The organism is Plantimonas leprariae, from assembly GCF_008802405.1.
Lineage (GTDB): Bacteria > Pseudomonadota > Alphaproteobacteria > Rhizobiales > Rhizobiaceae > Plantimonas > Plantimonas leprariae.
Window position 1 is genome coordinate 181,839 of sequence record NZ_VZDO01000010.1, and the last position, 19,323, is coordinate 201,161.

The following is a 19,323-nucleotide window of genomic DNA, read 5'->3' on the forward strand; positions in this document are numbered from 1 at the left end:
CTTTGCTCCGCTTCATCCTGCGTCGGCTGGCGAGCGCCGTGCCGACGCTGTTCATCGTCGTCACGCTCTCCTTCTTCCTGATCCGCTTCGCGCCGGGCGGGCCGTTCAGCTTAGAGCGCCCGCTGCCGCCGCAGATCATGGAGAACATGATGCGGGCCTACCATCTCGACCTGCCGCTCTGGCAGCAGTACCTGAACTATCTCGGCAACGTCGTGCGCGGCGATTTCGGCCCGAGCTACATCTACCGCGACTTCTCGGTCGGGCAGCTCATGCTGCAGAGCCTGCCCTTCTCGCTGGAACTCGGCTCCTATGCGCTGGTCCTGGCCGTCCTCGGCGGCGTCGCCGCCGGCGTCTTCGCGGCGCTCAGGCGCAACGGCCTCGTCGACTACCTGATCATGAGCGTCGCGACGGTCGGCGTCACCGTGCCGAACTTCGTGATTGCGCCGGTGCTCTCCCTCGTCTTCGCCGTGTTCCTCGCCTGGCTGCCGGCCGGCGGCTGGGGCGACGGGGGCCCGCGCTTCCTGCTCCTGCCGACCGTCGCGCTGGCCCTGCCGCAGCTCGCCGTCTTCGCCCGCCTGACGCGCGGCGCGATGATCGAGGCCTTGAACGCCGACCACATCCGCACCGCCAGAGCCTACGGCCTGAAGGCGCGGGCGGTGGTCGTGACCCACGCCATGCGCGGCGCGCTCTTGCCCGTCGTCTCGTATCTCGCGCCGTCCGCTGCCGCGCTCCTCACCGGCTCGGTGGTGATCGAGACGATCTTCGGCATTCCCGGCGTCGGGCGTTACTTCGTGCTCGGCGCCATCAACCGCGACTACACGCTGGTGATGGGCACGGTGGTGCTCGTCGCGGTGTTCATCGTCGTCCTCAACCTCGTGGTCGACGTCGTCTACGCGATGCTCGACCCGCGCATCCGCCATGACTGACTTCGCCTCCCTCGCCCCCGCGCCGGACCCCGGCCCGTTGCCCGGCGAAACGCATCTGCCCCACGGCGCGGAGGCTGCCGGCCGCTCGCTGTTCCGCCTCGCCATGCGCCGCCTCGCGCGCAACCGCGCGGCGATGGGCGGCCTCGTCGTGCTGGTGGCCGTGACGCTGTTCTCGTTCCTCGGGCCGTACTTCATCTCGCACGGCTACGACCAGATCTTCACCTCCTACGTCTCCGTGCCGCCCAGCTTTGAGCCGCGCCCGACCGCCGAACGCCTCGAACAGGCGATGGCCGACGCGGCGAAGCGCGCCCGGGCCGGCGTCGAGGGCTTCGCCGTGGACGGCAACCGCTTCACCGCGACGCTGCTTTCGCCCGACCGTCCGCTCGATCCGCGCACGACGCGCTACATCGACCGGGCCGAGGAGTTCGACGACACCACGGTCGCGGGCACCGAGGACGACGGTAGGAAACTGCGCATCGCCGGCACGGTGCAGCGGGAGCGCTTCGTCTTCGGCACCGACTCCTCCGGCCGCGACCTCCTGCCCCGCGTGATGGTGGGCGGGCGCATCTCGCTGACCGTGGGGGTGCTCGCCAGCCTCGTCTCGCTCCTCGTCGGCGTCAGCTACGGCGCGATCTCCGGCTATGTCGGCGGGCGCACCGACAACGTGATGATGCGCTTCGTCGAGATCCTCTATTCGCTGCCCTTCGTGTTCATGGTGATCATGCTGGTGGTGTTCTTCGGGCGCTCCTTCGTCCTGATCTTCCTCGTCATCGGCCTCACCGAATGGCTCGACATGGCGCGGATCGTGCGCGGCCAGACGCTGTCGCTGAAGCGCCGGGAATTCGTCGCCGCTGCCCAGGCGATGGGCCTCACCGACTGGCAGATCATCCGCCGCCACGTCATCCCGAACACGATCGGCCCGGTGGTCGTGTTCATCACGGTCGTGGTGCCGAAGGTGATCCTGCTCGAAAGCTTCCTGTCCTTCCTCGGCCTCGGCGTCCAGGCGCCGCTGACGAGTTGGGGCGCGCTGATCGCCGATGGCACCACCACCATGCAGGCCGCGCCCTGGATGCTGATCATTCCCGCCTGCTTCTTCGTCGTGACGCTGTTCTCGCTGAACTTCCTCGGCGACGGGTTGCGCGACGCGCTCGACCCGAAGGACCGCTGACCATGGCGGGTACGGCAGGGCCAACGGCGGGCAACGTCCTGGAAATCCGGAACCTCCGCGTCGCCTTCGACACGGAGGACGGCGTTCTCGAAGCGGTGAAGGGCATCGACCTCGACGTCCGGGCCGGCGAGACCATCGCGGTCGTCGGTGAATCGGGCTCGGGCAAGAGCCAGACCATGATGGCGGTGATGGGCCTTCTCGCCGCGAACGGCCGAGCGACGGGCTCGGCGCGCTATCGCGGCGCCGAGCTGATCGGCCTCGCACCTTCGAAGCTGAACCAGTATCGCGGCGCGAAGATCACCATGATCTTCCAGGAGCCGATGACCTCGCTCGACCCGCTTTATCCGGTCGGTCGGCAGATCGTCGAGGTGATCCGCGAGCACCGCAAGGCCGGGGCGCGCGCGGCCCGGGCGCGGGCGCTGGAACTGCTGACGCTCGTCGGCATCCCGGAGCCGGAGCGCCGGATCGACGCTTACCCGCACGAACTCTCCGGCGGCCAGCGCCAGCGGGTGATGATCGCGATGGCGCTCGCCAACGATCCCGACCTCCTGATCGCCGACGAGCCGACGACGGCGCTCGACGTCACGGTGCAGGCGCAGATCCTCGCGCTCCTCGGCGACCTGCAGCAGCGGCTCGGCATGGCCGTGCTGCTGATCACCCACGACCTCAGCCTGGTGAAGCGCTTTGCCTCCCGCGTCGCGGTGATGCGGCGCGGCGAGGTGGTCGAGACCGGTCCGGCGGCCGAAGTCTTCGAGACGCCGCGGCACGACTATACGAAGATGCTGATCGCCTCGGAGCCGCGCGGGGTGAAGGAGCCGCCCCCGGCCGAGGCCCCGACCGTTCTCGAAGGCGACCGGATCACCGTCGACTACGCGCTGCGCGGCGGTTTCATGGGTGGCGGCGGCAAGTCGTTCCGGGCGGTCGACGAGGTGTCGATCCGGCTCCGGCGCGGCGAGACGGTCGGCATCGTCGGGGAGTCGGGCTCCGGCAAGTCGACCTTCGGCCGCGCGATCCTGCGCCTGCAGCCGGCGGGCGGCACGAGCCGCTTCGAGAGCCGCGACATCTCCCGGCTCGACGCGAGGGCGATGCGCCCGCTCCGGCGCGAGATGCAACTCGTCTTCCAGGATCCCTACGGCTCGCTCTCGCCCCGCCTGACCGTGGCCGAGATCGTGACGGAGGGCTTGCGCATCCATGCGTCCGAGCTTTCCGCCGCAGACCGCTACCGCCGCGCCGGCGAGGCGCTCGCCGAGGTCGGGCTCGATCCCTCCGCCCGCAACCGCTATCCGCACGAGTTCTCCGGCGGCCAGCGCCAGCGGATCGCCATCGCCCGCGCGATGATCCTCAAGCCCAAGGTCGTCGTCCTTGATGAGCCGACCTCCGCGCTCGACCGCTCCGTCCAGGCGCAGATCGTCGAACTCCTGCGCCGCCTGCAGCGCGAGCACGACCTCGCCTACGTCTTCATCAGCCACGATCTCGGCGTGGTGCGCGCCCTGTCGGACCGGATCATCGTGATGAAGGACGGCGTGGTGGTCGAGGAGGGCGAGACGCGCCAGATCTTCGAGCGCCCGCACGAGACCTATACGAGGAACCTCGTCGCCGCCGCCGTCGGCCGCGACTTCCACGAGGTGACGGAGGCGGCGGGCTGATCCGTTCAGAAAGCTTTCGGCAACCCCGCCTGCCGAAGACCGGCGTTCGCGGTGTGCCGGCTGGCGACGCCGACCTGAACCGGGAAGGTTCGTCCGGTGATCGGGCTGCGCCAGACCTCGTGGCTGCCCTTGCCTTGCCGAACGAGCTCGCAGCCCGCCTCGCGCAGCAGGCCGCGAAGTTCACGATCGAAGGTGCGAGGCGCCATCAGGCGGCGGCTGGACGGGACTCCATCTCGCGCAGGGCGCTGAGCTGAAAGTAGACTGCCGCCGGATCGACGTCAGGATGATTGTCCGGCAGGACATCGGCGGTCATCGTTTCGATCGCAGCCAGTAACCCATCCAGCGTCTCGGCTTCCGCCGCGACCGGAACCGCATCGCAGGAGCCGGACCAGACGCCCGCTTCCGCGTCCCAGTGGGCGGCGACGGTGAAGATGGTCGGCCGTGCGACAGGCTGCATCGTGATCGTCCGTTCCGCCGCGCCGGCAGGCAGGCGCGACGAAAGCATCTCACTTCGGTTGCCGGCCCGCAACCCGACGAGATCGCAGGTTCCTAGGCCGCCAGCATCGACGTCTCCGGGGCCTTCGCGCCGGTCATCAGCGCGACGGCATCCGACATCGAGGCGCTCTTCGGGTCGATGACGCAGAGCCGCCGGCCGAGGCGGTGGATGTGGATGCGGTCGGCGATCTCGAAGACGTGCGGCATGTTGTGGCTGATCAGCACGATCGGCAGGCCGCGCGAGCGCACTTCCAGGATCAGGTCGAGCACCTTGCGGGATTCCTTGACGCCCAGCGCCGCCGTCGGCTCGTCGAGGATCAGCACCTTCGAGCCGAAGGCCGCGGCGCGCGCTACCGCGACGCCCTGCCGCTGGCCGCCTGAGAGCGTTTCCACCGGCTGGTCGATGTTCTGGATGGTCATCAGGCCGAGGTCGTTCAGCTTCTCGCGCGCCACCTTCCGCATCCGCGGCTTGTCGAGCATCCGCAGGTACTGGCCGGCCGGTCCCGCCCGGCGGATCTCGCGGCCGAGGAACATGTTGTCGGCGATGGAAAGCGCCGGCGACAGCGCGAGCTGCTGGTAGACGGTCTCGATGCCGGCGTCGCGCGCGGCCTGCGGGTTCGGGAAGACGATCGGCTGGTTGTCGAGCCGGATCTCGCCGGCATCGGGCCTGACCGCGCCCGACACCGCCTTGATCATCGTGGATTTGCCGGCGCCGTTGTCGCCGATCACGGCGAGGATCTCGCCGGCCCTGAGATCGAAGTCGGCGTTGTCGATCGCGACCACCTTGCCGTAGCGCTTGACGAGGCCACGGGCGGCGAGGACGGTCTGCGGCCCGGCGGCGGCGGGTTTCGCGAGGGCGCTCATGCCGAAACCTTTCTGATCCACTGATCCGCCGCGACGGCGAGGATGATCAGCGCGCCGACGGTGAGCTGCGTGTATTGCGGGTCGGTGCCCCAGATGCGGAGCCCCATGGCGAAGACGCCGACGATCAGCGCGCCGATCAGCGTGCCGACCACCGAGCCGCGCCCGCCGAACAGCGAGGTGCCGCCGATCACCACGGCGGTGATCGATTGGATGTTGGCCTCCGCGCCCGAGGTCGGCGAGATCGAGCCGAGGCGGCCGATCAGCACCCAGCCGGCCAGCGCGCAGACGAGGCCGGAAATGCCGTAGACCGAGATCAGCGTCCGGTCGACGCTGATGCCCGAAAGCCGCGCCGCGTCCGGATCGTCGCCGATCGCGTAGACGTGCCGGCCCCAGGCCGTGTTGTTGAGGATGTAGTAGAAGATGGCGACGAGGATCACCATGAACACGGCGCCGTAGGTCAGCACCGCGCCGCCGAGCCGGAAGGACTGGCCGAAGAAGCCGAGGAACGGCGCGTTGGCCGCCACGTCCTGCGCCCGGATGGTCTCGTTCGCCGAATAGATGAAGTTGATCGCGAGGAAGACCGACCACGTGCCGAGCGTCACGATGAACGGCGGCAGCTTCACCCGCGCGACGAGGAAGCCGTTGAAGATGCCGAAGGCGGTGCCGACGACGATGCCGGCCAGCACCGCGAGCGGCCCGGGGATGCCGTGGTGGATCGCGAGCTGGCCCATGATCACCGACGAGAACACCATGATCGCGCCGACCGAGAGGTCGATGCCGGCGGTGAGGATGATCAGCGTCTGGGCGATGCCGACGACGCCGACGATCGTCACCTGCTGCAGGATCAGCGTCATCGTGAAGGCGGAGAAGAACCGGCTGCCGAGAAGGAGGCCGAAGATCACGGCGCTGACCACCAGCACCAGCACCGGCACCATGGTCGGGTTGCCATGGAGGAAATGCTGGAGATGGCCGAGCGCCGAGCGGCGCCCTTCCTCAAACTCCGCGACCTTGGATTCCTTGGCGATCGCCGCCTCGAAGCCGCTCGGGGTCGAGCGCACCGGGTTCGGCTTGGCCGGGGGCGTGGCTGTGGTCTCGCTCATCGCCTTGTCCTCCTTCAGCGACGTGAACGTTCGGGAATGCCGCCCCCCGGCATCTCGGCTCGTTCGGGGGCGGGGAGCCGGACCGCCCGCGAAGGGCGATCCGGCGGAATGCGATGCTTCGGGCGATCAGCCCCAGCAGGCCTTGGTGGCCTCGGTCGAGGTCATCGACTTCACGCCGTCGGCCGGCTTGTCGGTGACGAGGTCGACGCCGGTATTGGTGAACTGCAGGCCTTCCGTCGCCTTCGGCTTCTCGCCGGAATCGGCGAACTTCTTGATGGCTTCCACGCCCAGCGCCGCCATCTTCAGCGGGTACTGCATCGAGGTCGCGCCGATGATGCCGCCCTCGACGTTCTTGACGCCCGGGCAGCCGCCGTCGATCGAGACCAGCGTGACGTTGCCTTCCATGCCGACGGCCTTCAGCGCCTCGTAGGCGCCCGCCGCGGCCGGCTCGTTGATCGTGTAGACGACGTTGATCGAGGGGTCCTTCTGGAGAAGGTTCTCCATCGCGGTGCGCCCGCCCTCCTCGTTGCCGTTGGTGATGTCGTGGCCGACGATGCGCGGATCGTTCTCGTCACCGATCACCGCCTTGTCCTTCACGTCGATGCCGAAGCCGGTCATGAAGCCCTGGTCGCGCATGACGTCGACGGAGGGCTGCGCCGGGATGAGGTCGAGGAAGGCGATCTTGGCGTCCTTCGCCTTATCGCCGAGCGTCGTCTTCGCCCATTCGCCGATCAGCTTGCCGGCCTCGAAATTGTCGGTGGCGAAGGTCGCGTCGGCCGCGTCGATCGGGTCGAACGAGGTGTCGAGCGCGATCACCAGGATGCCGGCGTCGCGGGCTTCCTTGATCTTCGGCACCAGCGCCTTGGTATCGGTCGGGGTGATCAGGATGCCCTTCGCCTGGCCGGCGATGCAGCTCTCGATCGCCTGGACCTGGCTGTCGACGTCGCCGTCGATCTTGCCGGCATAGGTCTGGAGGTTGACGCCGACCTCCTTCGACTTGGCCAGCGCGCCTTCCTTCATCTTGACGAAGAAGGGGTTGGTGTCGGTCTTGGTGATCAGGCAGACGAGCGGCGCGGCGCCCTGCGCGGCGGCCGGGCCAAGCCCGAGACCGAGGCCGGCGAACGCGACGAGCGCGGTGGTGGCGACGAGGGACTTCAACGACACGGGGACTTCTCCTCCCAAACCGGGCTTGGGCAGCCCGAGCCGAACCGCGACCTCCTCGTCGCGATCTTTAGCGTTCAACACCACCATCGGAACGCGAAGTCAAGATAAATAAATCCAAGTGATTTATCTATTCACCGTCCCTTGCGTCCCGTCGGCTTTCGAAGCACCCTCGCCGGCGCGAAGCAACGTTCGCGTGTGCCGGCAGCGATGCTTCCGGTGAGGATGCGTCAGCCATGCCGGCTCGGCAAGGGGGCGCCCGCGGTCAAAATGTCCGCGCCGCGGTTTCTCACGGGAAACGAGCGCGGCGGATGGGGCGAGCCGCGGCCATGGGAAGGACGGATGATGGCTGATGCGACGTCGCCGACCGGCCTCGACGAACGGCTCCGCGGCTCGAACCAGTCGAATCTGCGGGCCCACAACGAACGCGCCGTCCTGTCGCTGATCCGGCAGGAAGGGGTGTTGGCGAAGGCCGAGATCGCGCGGCGCACCGGCCTCTCACCGCAGACCGCCTCGGTGATCATGCGGGCGCTCGAAGCCGAGGAACTGGTCCTGCGCGACGCGCCGCAGCGCGGCCGCGTCGGCCAGCCTTCCGTGCCGATGCGGCTCAACCCGGACGGGGCCTTCTCGCTCGGCCTGAAGGTCGGCCGCCGCTCCGCCGACATCGTGCTGATGGATTTCGTCGGGACGGTGAGGGCCCATGCGCGCCGGGCCTACGACTATCCGGCCGTCGCCGAGGTCGCGGCGTTCCTCCGCGCTTCCTTCGCCGAGTTCCGCGACGGGCTCGCCCCCCGGCATCGCTCGCGTCTCGCCGGCCTCGGCATCGCCATGCCGTCCGAGATCTGGAACTGGGAGCGCGAGGTCGCGGCGCCGCACGGCGCGATGGACGCCTGGCGCAGCGTCGACATGGCGGCGCTCGCCTCCGACATCGCCGGCCTTCCCGCCTTCCTAGCCAACGACGCGACGGCGGCCTGCGCCGCCGAGCTCGTCTTCGGCGCAAGCCCTTCCGCCGATTTCATCTACGTCTTCGTCGGGGCCTTCGTCGGCGGCGGCATCGTCATCAACAACAGCCTCGTCGCCGGCCGGCTCGGCAATGCCGGTGCGCTCGGCTCGATGCTGGTGGCCGACGGGGCCGGCGGCAGCCGCCAGCTCATCAACGCCGCCTCGATCCACGTCCTCGAGAAGATGATGCGGGACGAAGGGCGGGACCCGCGCGCGCTCTGGGCCGAGGAAGGCGTCTGGCCGGACGACCTCGGAAGCCTGCTCGACCGCTGGCTCGCGCTGGCCGCCGGCGGCATCGCCCACGCGGTCGCCAGCGCCTGCGCGGTCTACGACTTCGACTGCGCGGTGATCGACGGCAGCCTCCCGGCGCCGGTGCGCGACCGCCTCGTCGCCGAAACCAAGGCGGCGCTCCGCCGGCTCGACCTCGAAGGCCTGTCGCCGGCGACGGTCCGCACCGGCACGATCGGCCTCAACGCCCGAGAGACGGGCGCCGCGAGCCTGCCCTTCTTCGCCAAATACCTCCTCGACCACCGCGTCCTTTATGCGGAGCGGGGATGAGCAGGGTCGGATCGGACGCGGCGGTGGGTCGATCGAAAAACTGCTGTCGACCCAACCCGGACGCTAGAGGCGCCCGCCAGCGCTGCTAAGAACGGATGTCTCGACATCCGCAATCGCTTCGATCCAAGCGCCGTGCGGGTCGGTCCATGCCGTGGGTTGGCCATTCACCGACATCAGGAAGGCTCCTTGCGAGGGAGCCTCGACGGCGGTGAAGCTGAATTGCGACATGACGCTAGGATCCTCGTTGCAGATCCAAACATCTGATGAGGCGGACACGCGGTCGGCAAACGTCATGCGGTCGGCGGTGCTTGGGACGTAGGCGAGTACGGCGGTATGAAAGACAACCAGCGTGGCATCCTGCGGCGCCTGACGGCACAAAGCCTCGAACTCCGGTCCCAGAAGGTCGCCTTGCACGAGCGTCGGCTGTTCCTCCGCGACGATGCCGAGTGCCAGACGAAGCCGGTTGCGGCGCTCCTCCTGATCAGGCCAGACGAGCGTTTCGAGCCACGCGGCCGCGTCGGGGTCGCCCGCATCCAGCGGGTTGAGATCGAGGCCGGCCCGCCAAACGATCTGCGGGAGCGTATCTGGGACCGGAACGCTTGCGGCGGCCCTGCAGGGGAATACAGGATAGGGTTTCGCCCCCTTGGGAGGCCGAAGGCTCTTCGAGGAGTAGTCGTATCCGTAGCGATCGGGGAAGAGACATAGGCCTGCGGACGCTCCAACTTCGAGGAGTGCCAGAGGCTGCGGCAGGCTTGCCAGAACGGGGAGGAGGACGGCACATCGGCCCGGTTCGTTGGTTTGGGTCGAGCGCTCCAGCATGATGGAACGAACCGCATCGAAGCGATCAGTCAGACCCCGGCGGAACTCGCTGTAGTCCGAGGGGACGCCAAGGATGTGCCGATAGGCGGCAAAGAGCAGGTTGGGCTGCTGCTTCGGCTGCGGCAGGTCCGCGATCAACGCGATGATCGCTGCATCCTCCGCCGCCTTTGCGGCGAGATGCTCGTATAATGGCGACCGTCCGCTTGCCTCTTGGAACGCAAAGCGTCGGTAGCGGGAGGCCAGCTCGCTCTGATCAGGGTCGATCGTCATGCTCAGCCCTCCTTTGCGCTTGCCGCCGGCGAAGGGCAGCTTCTAGCATCTGGATGACAAAAGCAGCCGTGCTGCTTCCCACCCAAACGAGCCTCCCGCCCATCACGCCGGCGGACTGCGGCGTCACCGGTCGAGGTTCTTGATCCTTCCGTCGGTGTAGGGCTGGTAGGTGGCGGGCTGCTTGGCGAGGTAGTCGATCACGACGGTTTCCAGCGCCGGGCCGAAGTCGTAGGGGTCGGCGGCCTTTTCCGCGAAGACTGCGTAGCCGTCGCCGCCGTTCCGCATGTAGTTGTTCGAGACAACCCCGTAGGTGGCCGCGGGGTCGATCGGGACCCAGGCGTCGCCCGCCTTCACCCGCACCGCCTTGATGCGCCCCTCGTTCGGCAGCGTCTGCGGCGACCAGTCGATCTGGAGGCCGGCGACCTGCGGGAAGCGCCCGGCGAGGTCCTGCACCTGGGAAACGCCGGCTTCCAGCGCCGCCACGATCTCGGAGCCCTTCAGCTTGAAGGTCGCGAGCGTGTTCTGGAACGGCAGGACGGTGAGCACCTCGCCCATCGTCACGTCGCCGCCGTCGATCGAGGCGCGCAGGCCCCCGCCGTTGGCGATGGCGATCGTGACGCCCTGATCCTTCACCCGGTCGAGCATCGCGTCGGCGACGAGGTCGCCCATTTGGCATTCGGCGATGCGGCAGTTCTCGCGGGCGGCGTCCACCGGTCCGGCGACCTTGCCGACCACCTCGTTGCGCACCGCCTCCAGCGGCTTCGCCAGTTCCGCGACGCGCGCCTTGAACTCGGCGTCCTCCGGAATCGAGGCGTCGAGGAGGATCGGCTGGCCTTCCGCCTTCACGACGTTCCCAGCATCGTCGAAGGTGACGTGCAACTCGCCGAGATACCTGCCGTAGGAAGCGGCCTGCACGATCGGCACCTCGCGGCCCGACGGTCCCTTGACCATCGTCGGATAGGGACCGGCCGCCTTCCTGTCGGTGTTGGAAAGCAGCGTGTGCGAATGGCCGCCGACGATCACGTCGATCCCGTCCACCGCCGCGGCGAGCCGCTTGTCCTCCTCGTAGCCGGAATGGGACAGGAGCACGATCTTGGTCACGCCCTGGTCCTGCAGCCGCGCTACCTCGCGCGTCACTGCCGGCGCGGCGTCCTCGAAGCGGATGTTCCTGCCCGGGCTCGACAGTTCCGCCGCGTCGCGCGGCGTCAGCCCGATGATGCCGATCTTCGTCTCGCCCTTCGTCACCACGGTGGAGGGGAGGATGCCGGCCTTGAGATTCGGCTCGGCCGTGAGGTCGGCATTCGCCATCAGCATCGGGAAGTGGATGCGGTTGACGAAATCGGCGAGCGTCGCCGGCCCATCGTCGAACTCGTGGTTGCCGGTCGCCATCGCCTCGAAGCCGAGCATGTTCATGAACTCGGCCGCGTCCCGCCCCTTGTAGGTGGTGAAGAACAAGGAGCCCTGGAACTGGTCGCCGGCGTCGAGGATGAGCACGTTCGGGCCGTCGCCCTTATGCTGCTCGATCGCGGTCCGCAGCCGGGCGATGCCGCCGAAGCACTTCTTCGCCGCCTCGTCCTTCGTCGAGCAGGTCGAATCGGAGCCGTTGATCGGCTCGATCCGGCTGTGGAAGTCGTTGATGTGGAGGATCGTCAGGTCGAAATCGGCCAGCGCCGGCGAAGCCGCCGTCGCGACGGTCGCCGCGGCGAGGAAGGGAATCAGTGTCCGATGGATCGGCCGCATCGCTATGCTCCGCTTCGCATGATCGTTCCGCTCCGACACGAGCCCGAGGCCGCGCCGCGGTGCAATGCCTTCGAAAGGCGACATCGAGCCGTCGCCGCGAGGCGATACGGAACCGCCGCGCTTTGGCATAGGCGGTTGACGCATTCGTGACGATAGGGATTCCGGCATGCAGGTGATCGCGGAAGCCGACTACGTCGTGGTCGGCTCGGGCTCGGCCGGCTGCGCGCTCGCCTACCGATTGAGCGAAAGCGGCGCGGCGGACGTGATCGTGATCGAGGCCGGCGGCACGGATGCCGGCCCCTTCATCCAGATGCCGGGCGCGCTCTCGCTGCCGATGAACATGCGCCGCTACGACTGGGGCTACCGGGCGGAGCCGGAGGCGACGCTCGGCGGCCGGCGGCTGCAGACGCCGCGCGGCCGCGTCATTGGCGGCTCCTCCTCGATCAACGGCATGGTCTACGTCCGCGGCCACGCGAAGGACTTCGACCATTGGGAAGCGGCTGGCGCGAGCGGCTGGGCCTATGCGGACGTGCTGCCCTACTACAAGCGGCTGGAGGCGATGGAGGGCGGCGACCCGGTCTGGCGCGGCCTGCTCGGACCCTTGAACGTCCGGCGCGGCGAGATGCGGAACCCGCTCTACCACGCCTTCGTCGAGGCCGGCATGCAGGCGGGCTATCCGGTGACGCCCGACTACAACGGCGAGCGCCAAGAGGGCTTCGGCCCGATGCAGCAGACGATCTGGCGCGGCCGGCGCTGGTCGGCGGCGAACGCCTATCTCCGGCCCGCGCTGCAGCGGCAGAACTGCCGGCTCCTCACCGGCGAGGCGACGCATGTCGTCATGGACGGCAGCCGCGCCACCGGCGTCGCGGTGAAGCGCCGGCGGCGGCTCGGAGAAGTCCGCGCCCGCAAGGAGGTGATCCTCTGCGCCGGGGCGATCAACTCGCCGCTCCTCTTGCTGCGCTCCGGCATCGGCCCGGCGGACGAACTGGCGGAGGCTGGCGTCGAGACGAAGGTGCCGCGCCCCGGCGTCGGCCGCAACCTGCAGGACCATCTGGAGCTCTACATCCAGCAGGAATGCCGCGAGCCGATCACGCTGAACGGCTACCTGAACCTCTTCGCCAAGGGCCAGATCGGCATGGAGTGGATGATGCTCCACACCGGCCACGGCGCCACCAATCACTTCGAGGCCTGCGGGTTCGTACGCTCGGCGGCGGGCATCGACTATCCGGACATCCAGTACCACTTCATCCCGGCGGCGGTGCGCTACGACGGGCGCGCGGCGGCGGAAGGCCACGGCTACCAGGCGCATGTCGGGCCGATGCGCTCGAAGTCGCGCGGAAGCATCCGGCTGACCGGCGCGGGGCCGGACGCGCCGCCCTCGATCCGCTTCAACTACATGAGCCATCCGGACGACTGGCGCGACTTCCGCACTGCCATCCGCCTGACGCGCGAACTCTTCGCGCAGGACGCGTTCGAGCGCTATCGCGGCCGCGAGATCCAGCCGGGCGAGGCGGTCAAGAGCGACGAGGACCTCGACGCCTTCGTGCGCGACCACGCCGAGAGCGCCTACCACCCCTGCGGCGCGGCGCGGATGGGCGCCGCCGACGACCCGGACGCCGTGGTCGATCCCGAATGCCGGGTGATCGGGGTGGAAGCGCTCCGCGTCGCCGATTCCTCGATCTTCCCGAGCGTCACCAACGGCAACCTCAACGGCCCGTCGATCATGGTCGGCGAGAAGGCCGCCGACCACGTGCTCGGCCGCCAGATGCTGCCGCGCGAGACCCTCCTGCCGAAGCTCGCCGAGGGCTGGGAAACCCGCCAGCGGTAAGAGTGCCCGCCGAAACCTTCGGAGTCGGTTGGGTGGCACTTCTCGCCGTCCCCAGCGTTGCCGAGCCTCGCCGATGCCCCGGCATCGACTGCGTTCGGCGCCTCGCGGGCGACGTGAATTGCTCACCCATCCTCCGCCCGGAGGTTCCGTCGGGCACTCAGGGGCGCAGCCGCGCCGTCCGGCAAGGGGCCGATAGCCGCATCGTCCCCGTCCGCCGCCCGTCCATATCCCGCTCCCGAACGAGCCCGGCGCAGTCCCGCGGCCGGGGGAAAGGCAGAGGACGGACCAGCATGGCGGCACGCTTCACCAAGCTCCAGAACGCGATCGGCAAGGGCCTGAAGGACATGGCCGTGAAGGCGGCGATCGAGCAGATCGACTACTGGGACGAGCAGCTCAAGGGCGTCGAGGTGTCGGGCACCAAGGGCATCGTCACCGACCTCCATTCCCTGAAGGCCAAGCTCCAGGCGAGCGAGCCCGACGGCGAGGCGGTGAAGAAGCTTCTCGACGATCTCGGCGCGAAGACCGCCCGCCTCGCCGGCCGCGTCGACGACGAGAAGCTGGGCGCGACCCTGAAGGACGTCGGCGAGGGCCTCGAGAAGTCCGCCTGAGTTTTCGCGGCACGCCGGACCGGGCGGACGCGAAACGGCGTCCGGCCGGTTCAAACCGGCTTCGATCTCGGCTAGACCGCGGGCCACCGCCGCCTTGCTTGAATCGCGGCCCAACCGATGGAGGCCGCCCATGGCCGATCTCGACAGCGTTCTCGGCTGCCTCGACCTCAACCTCGACCGCTCGGTGGAGCGGCTGCAGGACCTCCTGCGCATCCCGTCGATCTCCACCGACCCGGCCTACGCCGCCGATTGCCGGCGTTGCGCCGAATGGCTGGCGGGCGACCTCGAAGCCATCGGCTTCCAGGTCCGCGTCGCGGATTCGGCGGGCCACCCGATGGTGATCGCGCACCACGACGGCGCGGGGCCGGGCGCGCCGCACGTCCTTTTCTACGGCCACTACGACGTGCAGCCGGTCGACCCGGTCTCCGAATGGGAAAGCGATCCCTTCGACCCGCAGGTGAAGGCGATGCCGGACGGCACCAGGCGCATCACCGGCCGCGGTTCCGCCGACGACAAGGGCCAGCTCATGACCTTCGTCGAGGCGGCGCGCGCCTATATCGCCGAGACCGGTTCGCTCCCCTGCCGCGTCACCATCTTCCTTGAGGGCGAGGAGGAGTCCGGCTCGCCCTCGCTCCTCCCCTTCATGGACGCGCACAGGGACGAACTGACCGCCGACGTCGCGTTGGTCTGCGACACCAACATGTGGGACCGGGACACGCCGGCGATCTCGGCGGGCCTACGCGGTCTCGTCGGCGAGGAGGTGACGATCCGCTGCGCCGACAAGGACCTCCATTCCGGCTATTTCGGCGGCGCGGCGGCGAACCCGATCCGCATCCTGTCGCGCATCGTCGCCGACCTCCACGACGGCGACGGGCGGGTGACGCTGCCGGGCTTCTACGACGGCGTCGAGGAACTCCCCGCCGACGTGCGCGAGACCTGGGCCAATCTCGGCTTCGACGACGCGGCCTTCCTCGCCCAGGCGGGCCTCAGCGTTCCGGCCGGCGAGAAGGGCCGCTCGGTGCTGGAGCAGACCTGGTCGCGCCCGACCGCGGAAGCGAACGGCATCACCGGCGGCTATACCGGCAAGGGCTTCAAGACGGTGATCGCGGCGGAGGCCTCCGCCAAGATCTCCTTCCGCCTCGTGTTCAAGCAGGACCCCGCGAAAATCCGCGAGAGCTTCCGGCAGTTCGTGCGCGAGCGCCTGCCGGCCGACGCCACCGCCGAGTTCCACCCGCACGGCGGCTCGCCGGCGATCCAGCTTCCGTTCGATTCGCCCTGGCTCGGGGCGGCGCGGGAAGCCTTGTCGGCGGAATGGCCGAAGCCGGCGGTGATGATCGGCATGGGCGGCTCGATCCCGGTGGTCGGCGAGTTCAAGAAACGGCTCGGCATGGAGTCGCTGCTGATCGGCTTCGGCCTCGGCGACGACCGCATCCACTCGCCGAACGAGAAGTACGAGCTGACCTCCTTCGCCAAGGGCCAGCGCTCCTGGGCGCGGGTGCTCGACGCGCTGGGGCGGAAGGGTCGCTGAAGCGAGTGAGGGCGCTGGTGAAAGAGCGCCCTTCGCCTCTTCCAATCCGGAGGAAGGAGATGGGAGCGCCCTACCGCAGAGCCACCCGCAGCTCGGCCAGCTTCTCGTTGACCAGCCAGCCGTAGTAGTTCTCCTCCGGCAGCTTGGGTTTCTGGCCGGCCGCCGCGCGTTTGCGGTTCTCCGCCGCCAGCGCGCGCGCCCGCGCCACCGGGTTGCCGACGTTGTAGAGCGTCGCGGTGAGGCCCGGATTGTCGGAGATATCCATGTCGGCCGCTTCGGCATAGCTGCGGATCGACTCGGCGATCACCGCCGCCATGTAGTCGAGCGACTTGTCGGGGTCCATGATCGCCGCGTAGACCTTGCCGGCGTCGCGCGCGTCGAGTTCGGGCAGCCCCGAGCGGCGGTGCACGACGTCCGAGACCGACAGCGCCGTCAGCGGGTTGAGCTGGCCGAGGCCGAAGGTCTGGCCGGCATAGAAGGGCTGGAAGAAGGCCGCGCCGAAGCGCTTGTCGGGAAAGGCCTCGCCATCGACGGTCTTCCCCCGGAACGAGGCGTTCCACACCGCTTCCCGGCAGCTCCAGAGCGCCGCGTCGGACGACTCGGCCCCGCATTCGGCGAATTGCGGCCGGCGCACGAAGTCGCTCACCTCCTCGCCCTTCAGGGCGAACTCGACCTTCGAGGTCAGGTACGACATCGATTTCACGTAGTAGGTCTGGAGGCGATCCAGCGCGTCGACATTGTAGGTGTGCTCGCCGACCAGCGCGCCGACGATATGGATCGGCTCGATGCCGTAACGCTTCGCCGAGGCCTTGATCTTCGCCCGCAGCTCGCCGTTCGAGGCGATGAGGTCGCGGATCTTCTCGTACTTCGCCTCGAAGGAGCCGCGCGTGTCGCCGGTGCGCTTCACCGCCCCGTAGGGGATCGGCGGCTGCTCGGCGTTGCGGTTGCCGGGCGGCACCGCGGTCAGCGCGAAGGCGGTGGAGGTGGCCGCGACGAGGAGGCCAAGGCAGAGGGAAAGCGGTCGGAACATCGGGCAGCCGTCGAGGCGGGAACGGCGTTTCCCTAGCGGGCCGCGGCACGTCGCGCAAATCACGCCGCCCGGAACCTCTTCCGATGTTTCACGTGAAACATTCCGGCCGCTCAAAGGTCGGGCGTTCAGTCCTTCGCCGGATCGTGGCCCCAGTTCTTCAGGGAATAGGCCCAGTTGGTGTTGCCCGTGTCGCCCTTCGGCCGCTGCTTCAGGTGGCGGTTCACGTAGCCGACGACCTTCGCCATGTGCTCCCAGTCGTCCTCGTCGAGCTCGGTCTTCTTCTTGGCCTTGATCTCGACGATGCGGTGGCCGCTCTTGTGACCGGTGGATTCGCCGCCGCCGGTCTTGCCGGAGGATTTCGCGCCCGACTGCGTGTCGCCGACGCTCTTCGACTCCTCCGTGTCGAGCCACTTCTTCAGGGCGGCCGGCGTCATGTTCACCGCCGCCTGCCATTCGCTCCAGATCTCGTCGTGGTCCTTCGCCATCCGCGGCCTCCATTCGATTGAATCCGCGAACGGGTCCGGCGGGATCGCGGTTCCGGGGACGACGCCGTGCCGCAGTTCCGCCGCTTTGGCTGCAGCCCCGCGCAAGCCGCGCGGCGGACGCTGGCACGTCGCCGCGAAACCGTTGCCGCCGGTCCGATCGATGTGCCGCTTCCTCGCCTATGCCGGTCCGCCGGTCTTCCTCGACGAACTGCTCGTGCGCCCGAGCGCGTCGCTGATCGCGCAGGCTTCCAAGGCCCGCGAGGCGAAGACCGCCGTCAACGCCGACGGCTGCGGCGTCGGCTGGTACGGCGAGCGCTCCGAGCCCGGCCTCTATCGCGGCGTGCTGCCCGCCTGGTCGGACGCCAACCTCGTCTCGCTCTGCCGGCAGATCCGCTCGCGGCTGTTCCTCGCGCATGTGCGCGCCGCGACCTTCGGCGAGGTCGCCACCGCCAACTGCCATCCCTTCGCGCACGGCCGGCACCTGTTCATGCACAACGGCCAGGTCGGCGGCTACGAGCGGCTGCGGCGGCGCATGGACGCCCTGATTCCCGACGACCTCTACGCCGCCCGCAAGGGGACGAGCGATTCCGAGGCGCTGTTCCTCGCCGCCGTCGGGCAGGGCCTCGACCGCGACCCGGTCGGCGCGATCGCGCGGACGCTGCGCGACATCGTCGCCCTCGCCCGCGACGCCGGCGAGGCGGACGAGCCGCTCCGCTTCGCCGCCGTCCACACCGACGGCGAGACGCTGCACGCCTATCGCTGGGCGAGCGACGGCAACCCGCCCTCGCTCTACTGCCGCGAGGAGGGCGAGGGCATCGTCGTCGCCTCGGAGCCCTGCGACGAGGGCTCCGGCTTCTGGACGCCGGTGCCCTCTGGCACGCTCCTCACGGTGGAGCGCCGAAGCGGCGCGCGACTCCGGATGTTCGATCCGCTCGCCGAGGAAGCCGAGCGGCGCGTCCGCGCCGCCTGAGCAGTATCTGCCGCAGCGTCATTCTGCGTGATTCCGCAGGATAAAACGCACTTCCAGGTAGTATCACGCTGCCGCAGGAAGTCGTTCAGCCTGCCGCTTCGCCGCGATCGGCGACCACTTCTGCTTGCAGATATCGCAGGCAGTCGTTTGCCGAAGCGCGGGAATATCTTTTCCGCAGAGAGCTTTAGCGAAACCTCATCTGCCGTAGCGTCGGACAACTGTCGCGCGAACAAAATTACAATTTTCATGTCGTGGCTATTTTAACGAACTCAGTAACCAATCGAGGCGCAGTAATCATAGGGAGTTCCCGTCCTTTCCTCCTTTTGCGCTGGCTCGAATCGCTATGCTCAACCATCTGAAGATATCCACGAAGATCATCTCCGCGGTCCTGGCGATCAGCCTGATCGGGCTGGCCCTGTCGGCCTATTCGGCTTGGCAGATGAAACGCATCGATCAGGACTATTCCTACCTTATCGATGTTCGCGACGCTGCCATCATGAACGTCCTGCGGGCCAGCCGCTTCACCAACCAGACCGCCTACGCCGCCTATAAGACGATGGCCTACCACGGTGCTTCGGCGGAAGCGAAGACTGCCGCCGCCGAAGTCGAAAAGGATACCGGCAACGTCCGGAACCTGCTCGAAAAGGCGAGCGCGGCGCTTCCCGATGCGAAAGACGATCTAGCCGGGCTTACGGCGACGTTCGGAACGATTGCCGAAGAGGCGAGCGACGGCACGGCTTCCGGCCTGAAGGATGAGGACGATGCCGCCCGCGCTTCGCTGGCCCAGATGGACAAGTCCGTCGACGCCTACATGAAGCAGTCGGTCGCGCTTGGCGATCGGCTGATCGCCGACAACGCGTCGCGCTCGAGCAACCTGACCAGCAACGTCAATTCCACCATCGTCCTGACCATCGCCGGCACGCTGCTCGGCATGGTGCTCGGCATTGGCGGCGCGGTGTTCATCTCCTCGAAGGGCATCACCGGCCCGCTCAACCTTCTCGGCAAGCGGATGAAGGAACTGGCGGCCGGCCAGCTCGATGTTCCGGTGGAAGGCCAGGACCGTCGCGACGAGGTTGGTGCGATGGCGAAAGCGGTGCAGGTGTTCAAGGACGCGGCGAACCAGAA

18 protein-coding genes are annotated in these 19,323 nt (G+C 68.4%); 9 read left to right on the forward strand and 9 right to left on the reverse strand.

Going from position 1 to position 19,323, the window contains the following annotated elements; all coding sequences use genetic code 11:
- Window positions 1–2: 2 nt before the first annotated feature.
- The 3 genes from oppB to F6X38_RS13765 are packed head-to-tail and all read left to right on the forward strand — an operon-like array spanning window position 3 to window position 3,740.
- On the forward strand, window positions 3–926 hold the full coding sequence (gene oppB, locus F6X38_RS13755; protein ID WP_150970463.1) for an oligopeptide ABC transporter permease OppB: 924 nt from the start codon (window positions 3–5) through the stop codon (window positions 924–926).
- Complete coding sequence (locus F6X38_RS13760) at window positions 919–2,094, forward strand: ABC transporter permease (protein WP_150970465.1); 1,176 nt, start codon at window positions 919–921, stop codon at window positions 2,092–2,094. The genes oppB and F6X38_RS13760 overlap by 8 nt, the downstream gene beginning before the upstream one ends.
- A gap of 2 nt (window positions 2,095–2,096) precedes the next feature.
- Window positions 2,097–3,740 (forward strand): ABC transporter ATP-binding protein, encoded by a 1,644-nt coding sequence (locus tag F6X38_RS13765; protein ID WP_150970467.1) that lies wholly within the window; start codon window positions 2,097–2,099, stop codon window positions 3,738–3,740.
- 5 nt (window positions 3,741–3,745) lie between these two features.
- Here the strand turns inward: F6X38_RS13765 and F6X38_RS13770 are convergent, their stop codons facing one another.
- The 5 genes from F6X38_RS13770 to F6X38_RS13790 form a co-directional block, all read right to left on the reverse strand.
- On the reverse strand, window positions 3,746–3,946 hold the full coding sequence (locus F6X38_RS13770; RefSeq protein WP_150970469.1) for a type II toxin-antitoxin system HicA family toxin: 201 nt from the start codon (window positions 3,944–3,946) through the stop codon (window positions 3,746–3,748).
- A complete protein-coding gene (locus F6X38_RS13775; RefSeq protein ID WP_150970471.1) occupies window positions 3,946–4,197 on the reverse strand; it encodes a DUF1902 domain-containing protein in 252 nt (83 codons plus the stop codon). The genes F6X38_RS13770 and F6X38_RS13775 overlap by 1 nt, the downstream gene beginning before the upstream one ends.
- Before the next feature lie 92 nt (window positions 4,198–4,289).
- Window positions 4,290–5,099: an ATP-binding cassette domain-containing protein gene (locus F6X38_RS13780; protein ID WP_150970473.1), complete on the reverse strand. Its 810-nt coding sequence runs from the start codon at window positions 5,097–5,099 to the stop codon at window positions 4,290–4,292.
- Window positions 5,096–6,199, reverse strand: coding sequence for an ABC transporter permease (locus F6X38_RS13785; protein WP_150970475.1), 1,104 nt, complete (start codon window positions 6,197–6,199; stop codon window positions 5,096–5,098). The genes F6X38_RS13780 and F6X38_RS13785 overlap by 4 nt, the downstream gene beginning before the upstream one ends.
- A gap of 126 nt (window positions 6,200–6,325) precedes the next feature.
- Window positions 6,326–7,357 carry a sugar ABC transporter substrate-binding protein gene (locus tag F6X38_RS13790; RefSeq protein WP_425482862.1) on the reverse strand — a complete coding sequence of 344 codons (1,032 nt, stop codon included), beginning with the start codon at window positions 7,355–7,357 and terminating at the stop codon, window positions 6,326–6,328.
- A 348-nt stretch (window positions 7,358–7,705) separates the two neighbouring features.
- On the opposite strand from F6X38_RS13790, the gene F6X38_RS13795 reads away from it, so the two are divergent.
- The gene (locus F6X38_RS13795) at window positions 7,706–8,920 is read left to right on the forward strand and encodes an ROK family transcriptional regulator (RefSeq protein WP_343033231.1); all 1,215 of its coding nucleotides are present in this window, start codon (window positions 7,706–7,708) and stop codon (window positions 8,918–8,920) included.
- 63 nt (window positions 8,921–8,983) lie between these two features.
- On the opposite strand, the gene F6X38_RS13800 is transcribed toward F6X38_RS13795, so the two are convergent.
- Together F6X38_RS13800 and F6X38_RS13805 are read right to left on the reverse strand one after the other, a co-directional pair.
- Window positions 8,984–10,009, reverse strand: coding sequence for a DUF2332 domain-containing protein (locus F6X38_RS13800; protein ID WP_150970480.1), 1,026 nt, complete (start codon window positions 10,007–10,009; stop codon window positions 8,984–8,986).
- Window positions 10,010–10,132: 123 nt separating this feature from the next.
- Complete coding sequence (locus F6X38_RS13805; protein ID WP_150970482.1) at window positions 10,133–11,749, reverse strand: bifunctional metallophosphatase/5'-nucleotidase; 1,617 nt, start codon at window positions 11,747–11,749, stop codon at window positions 10,133–10,135.
- A gap of 166 nt (window positions 11,750–11,915) precedes the next feature.
- On the opposite strand from F6X38_RS13805, the gene betA reads away from it, so the two are divergent.
- The 3 genes from betA (at window position 11,916) to F6X38_RS13820 (ending at window position 15,713) form a co-directional block, all read left to right on the forward strand.
- A complete protein-coding gene (betA, locus tag F6X38_RS13810; RefSeq protein WP_246191344.1) occupies window positions 11,916–13,577 on the forward strand; it encodes a choline dehydrogenase in 1,662 nt (553 codons plus the stop codon).
- Window positions 13,578–13,867: 290 nt separating this feature from the next.
- Entirely contained in the window at window positions 13,868–14,185 is a 318-nt protein-coding gene (locus F6X38_RS13815; protein ID WP_150970484.1) for a hypothetical protein, read from the forward strand.
- A gap of 130 nt (window positions 14,186–14,315) precedes the next feature.
- Window positions 14,316–15,713: a M20/M25/M40 family metallo-hydrolase gene (locus tag F6X38_RS13820; RefSeq protein WP_150970486.1), complete on the forward strand. Its 1,398-nt coding sequence runs from the start codon at window positions 14,316–14,318 to the stop codon at window positions 15,711–15,713.
- Between the two features lie 70 nt (window positions 15,714–15,783).
- Here the strand turns inward: F6X38_RS13820 and F6X38_RS13825 are convergent, their stop codons facing one another.
- Entirely contained in the window at window positions 15,784–16,743 is a 960-nt protein-coding gene (locus F6X38_RS13825; protein WP_150970488.1) for a DUF1402 family protein, read from the reverse strand.
- 125 nt (window positions 16,744–16,868) lie between these two features.
- Window positions 16,869–17,228: a DUF3140 domain-containing protein gene (locus F6X38_RS13830; RefSeq protein ID WP_150970489.1), complete on the reverse strand. Its 360-nt coding sequence runs from the start codon at window positions 17,226–17,228 to the stop codon at window positions 16,869–16,871.
- A gap of 160 nt (window positions 17,229–17,388) precedes the next feature.
- Between F6X38_RS13830 and F6X38_RS13835 the strand changes: the two genes are divergently transcribed.
- Window positions 17,389–18,198 carry a class II glutamine amidotransferase gene (locus F6X38_RS13835; RefSeq protein WP_150970524.1) on the forward strand — a complete coding sequence of 270 codons (810 nt, stop codon included), beginning with the start codon at window positions 17,389–17,391 and terminating at the stop codon, window positions 18,196–18,198.
- A gap of 343 nt (window positions 18,199–18,541) precedes the next feature.
- A partial coding sequence (locus F6X38_RS13840) for a HAMP domain-containing protein (protein ID WP_150970491.1) occupies window positions 18,542–19,323 on the forward strand: 782 nt, incomplete at its 3' end.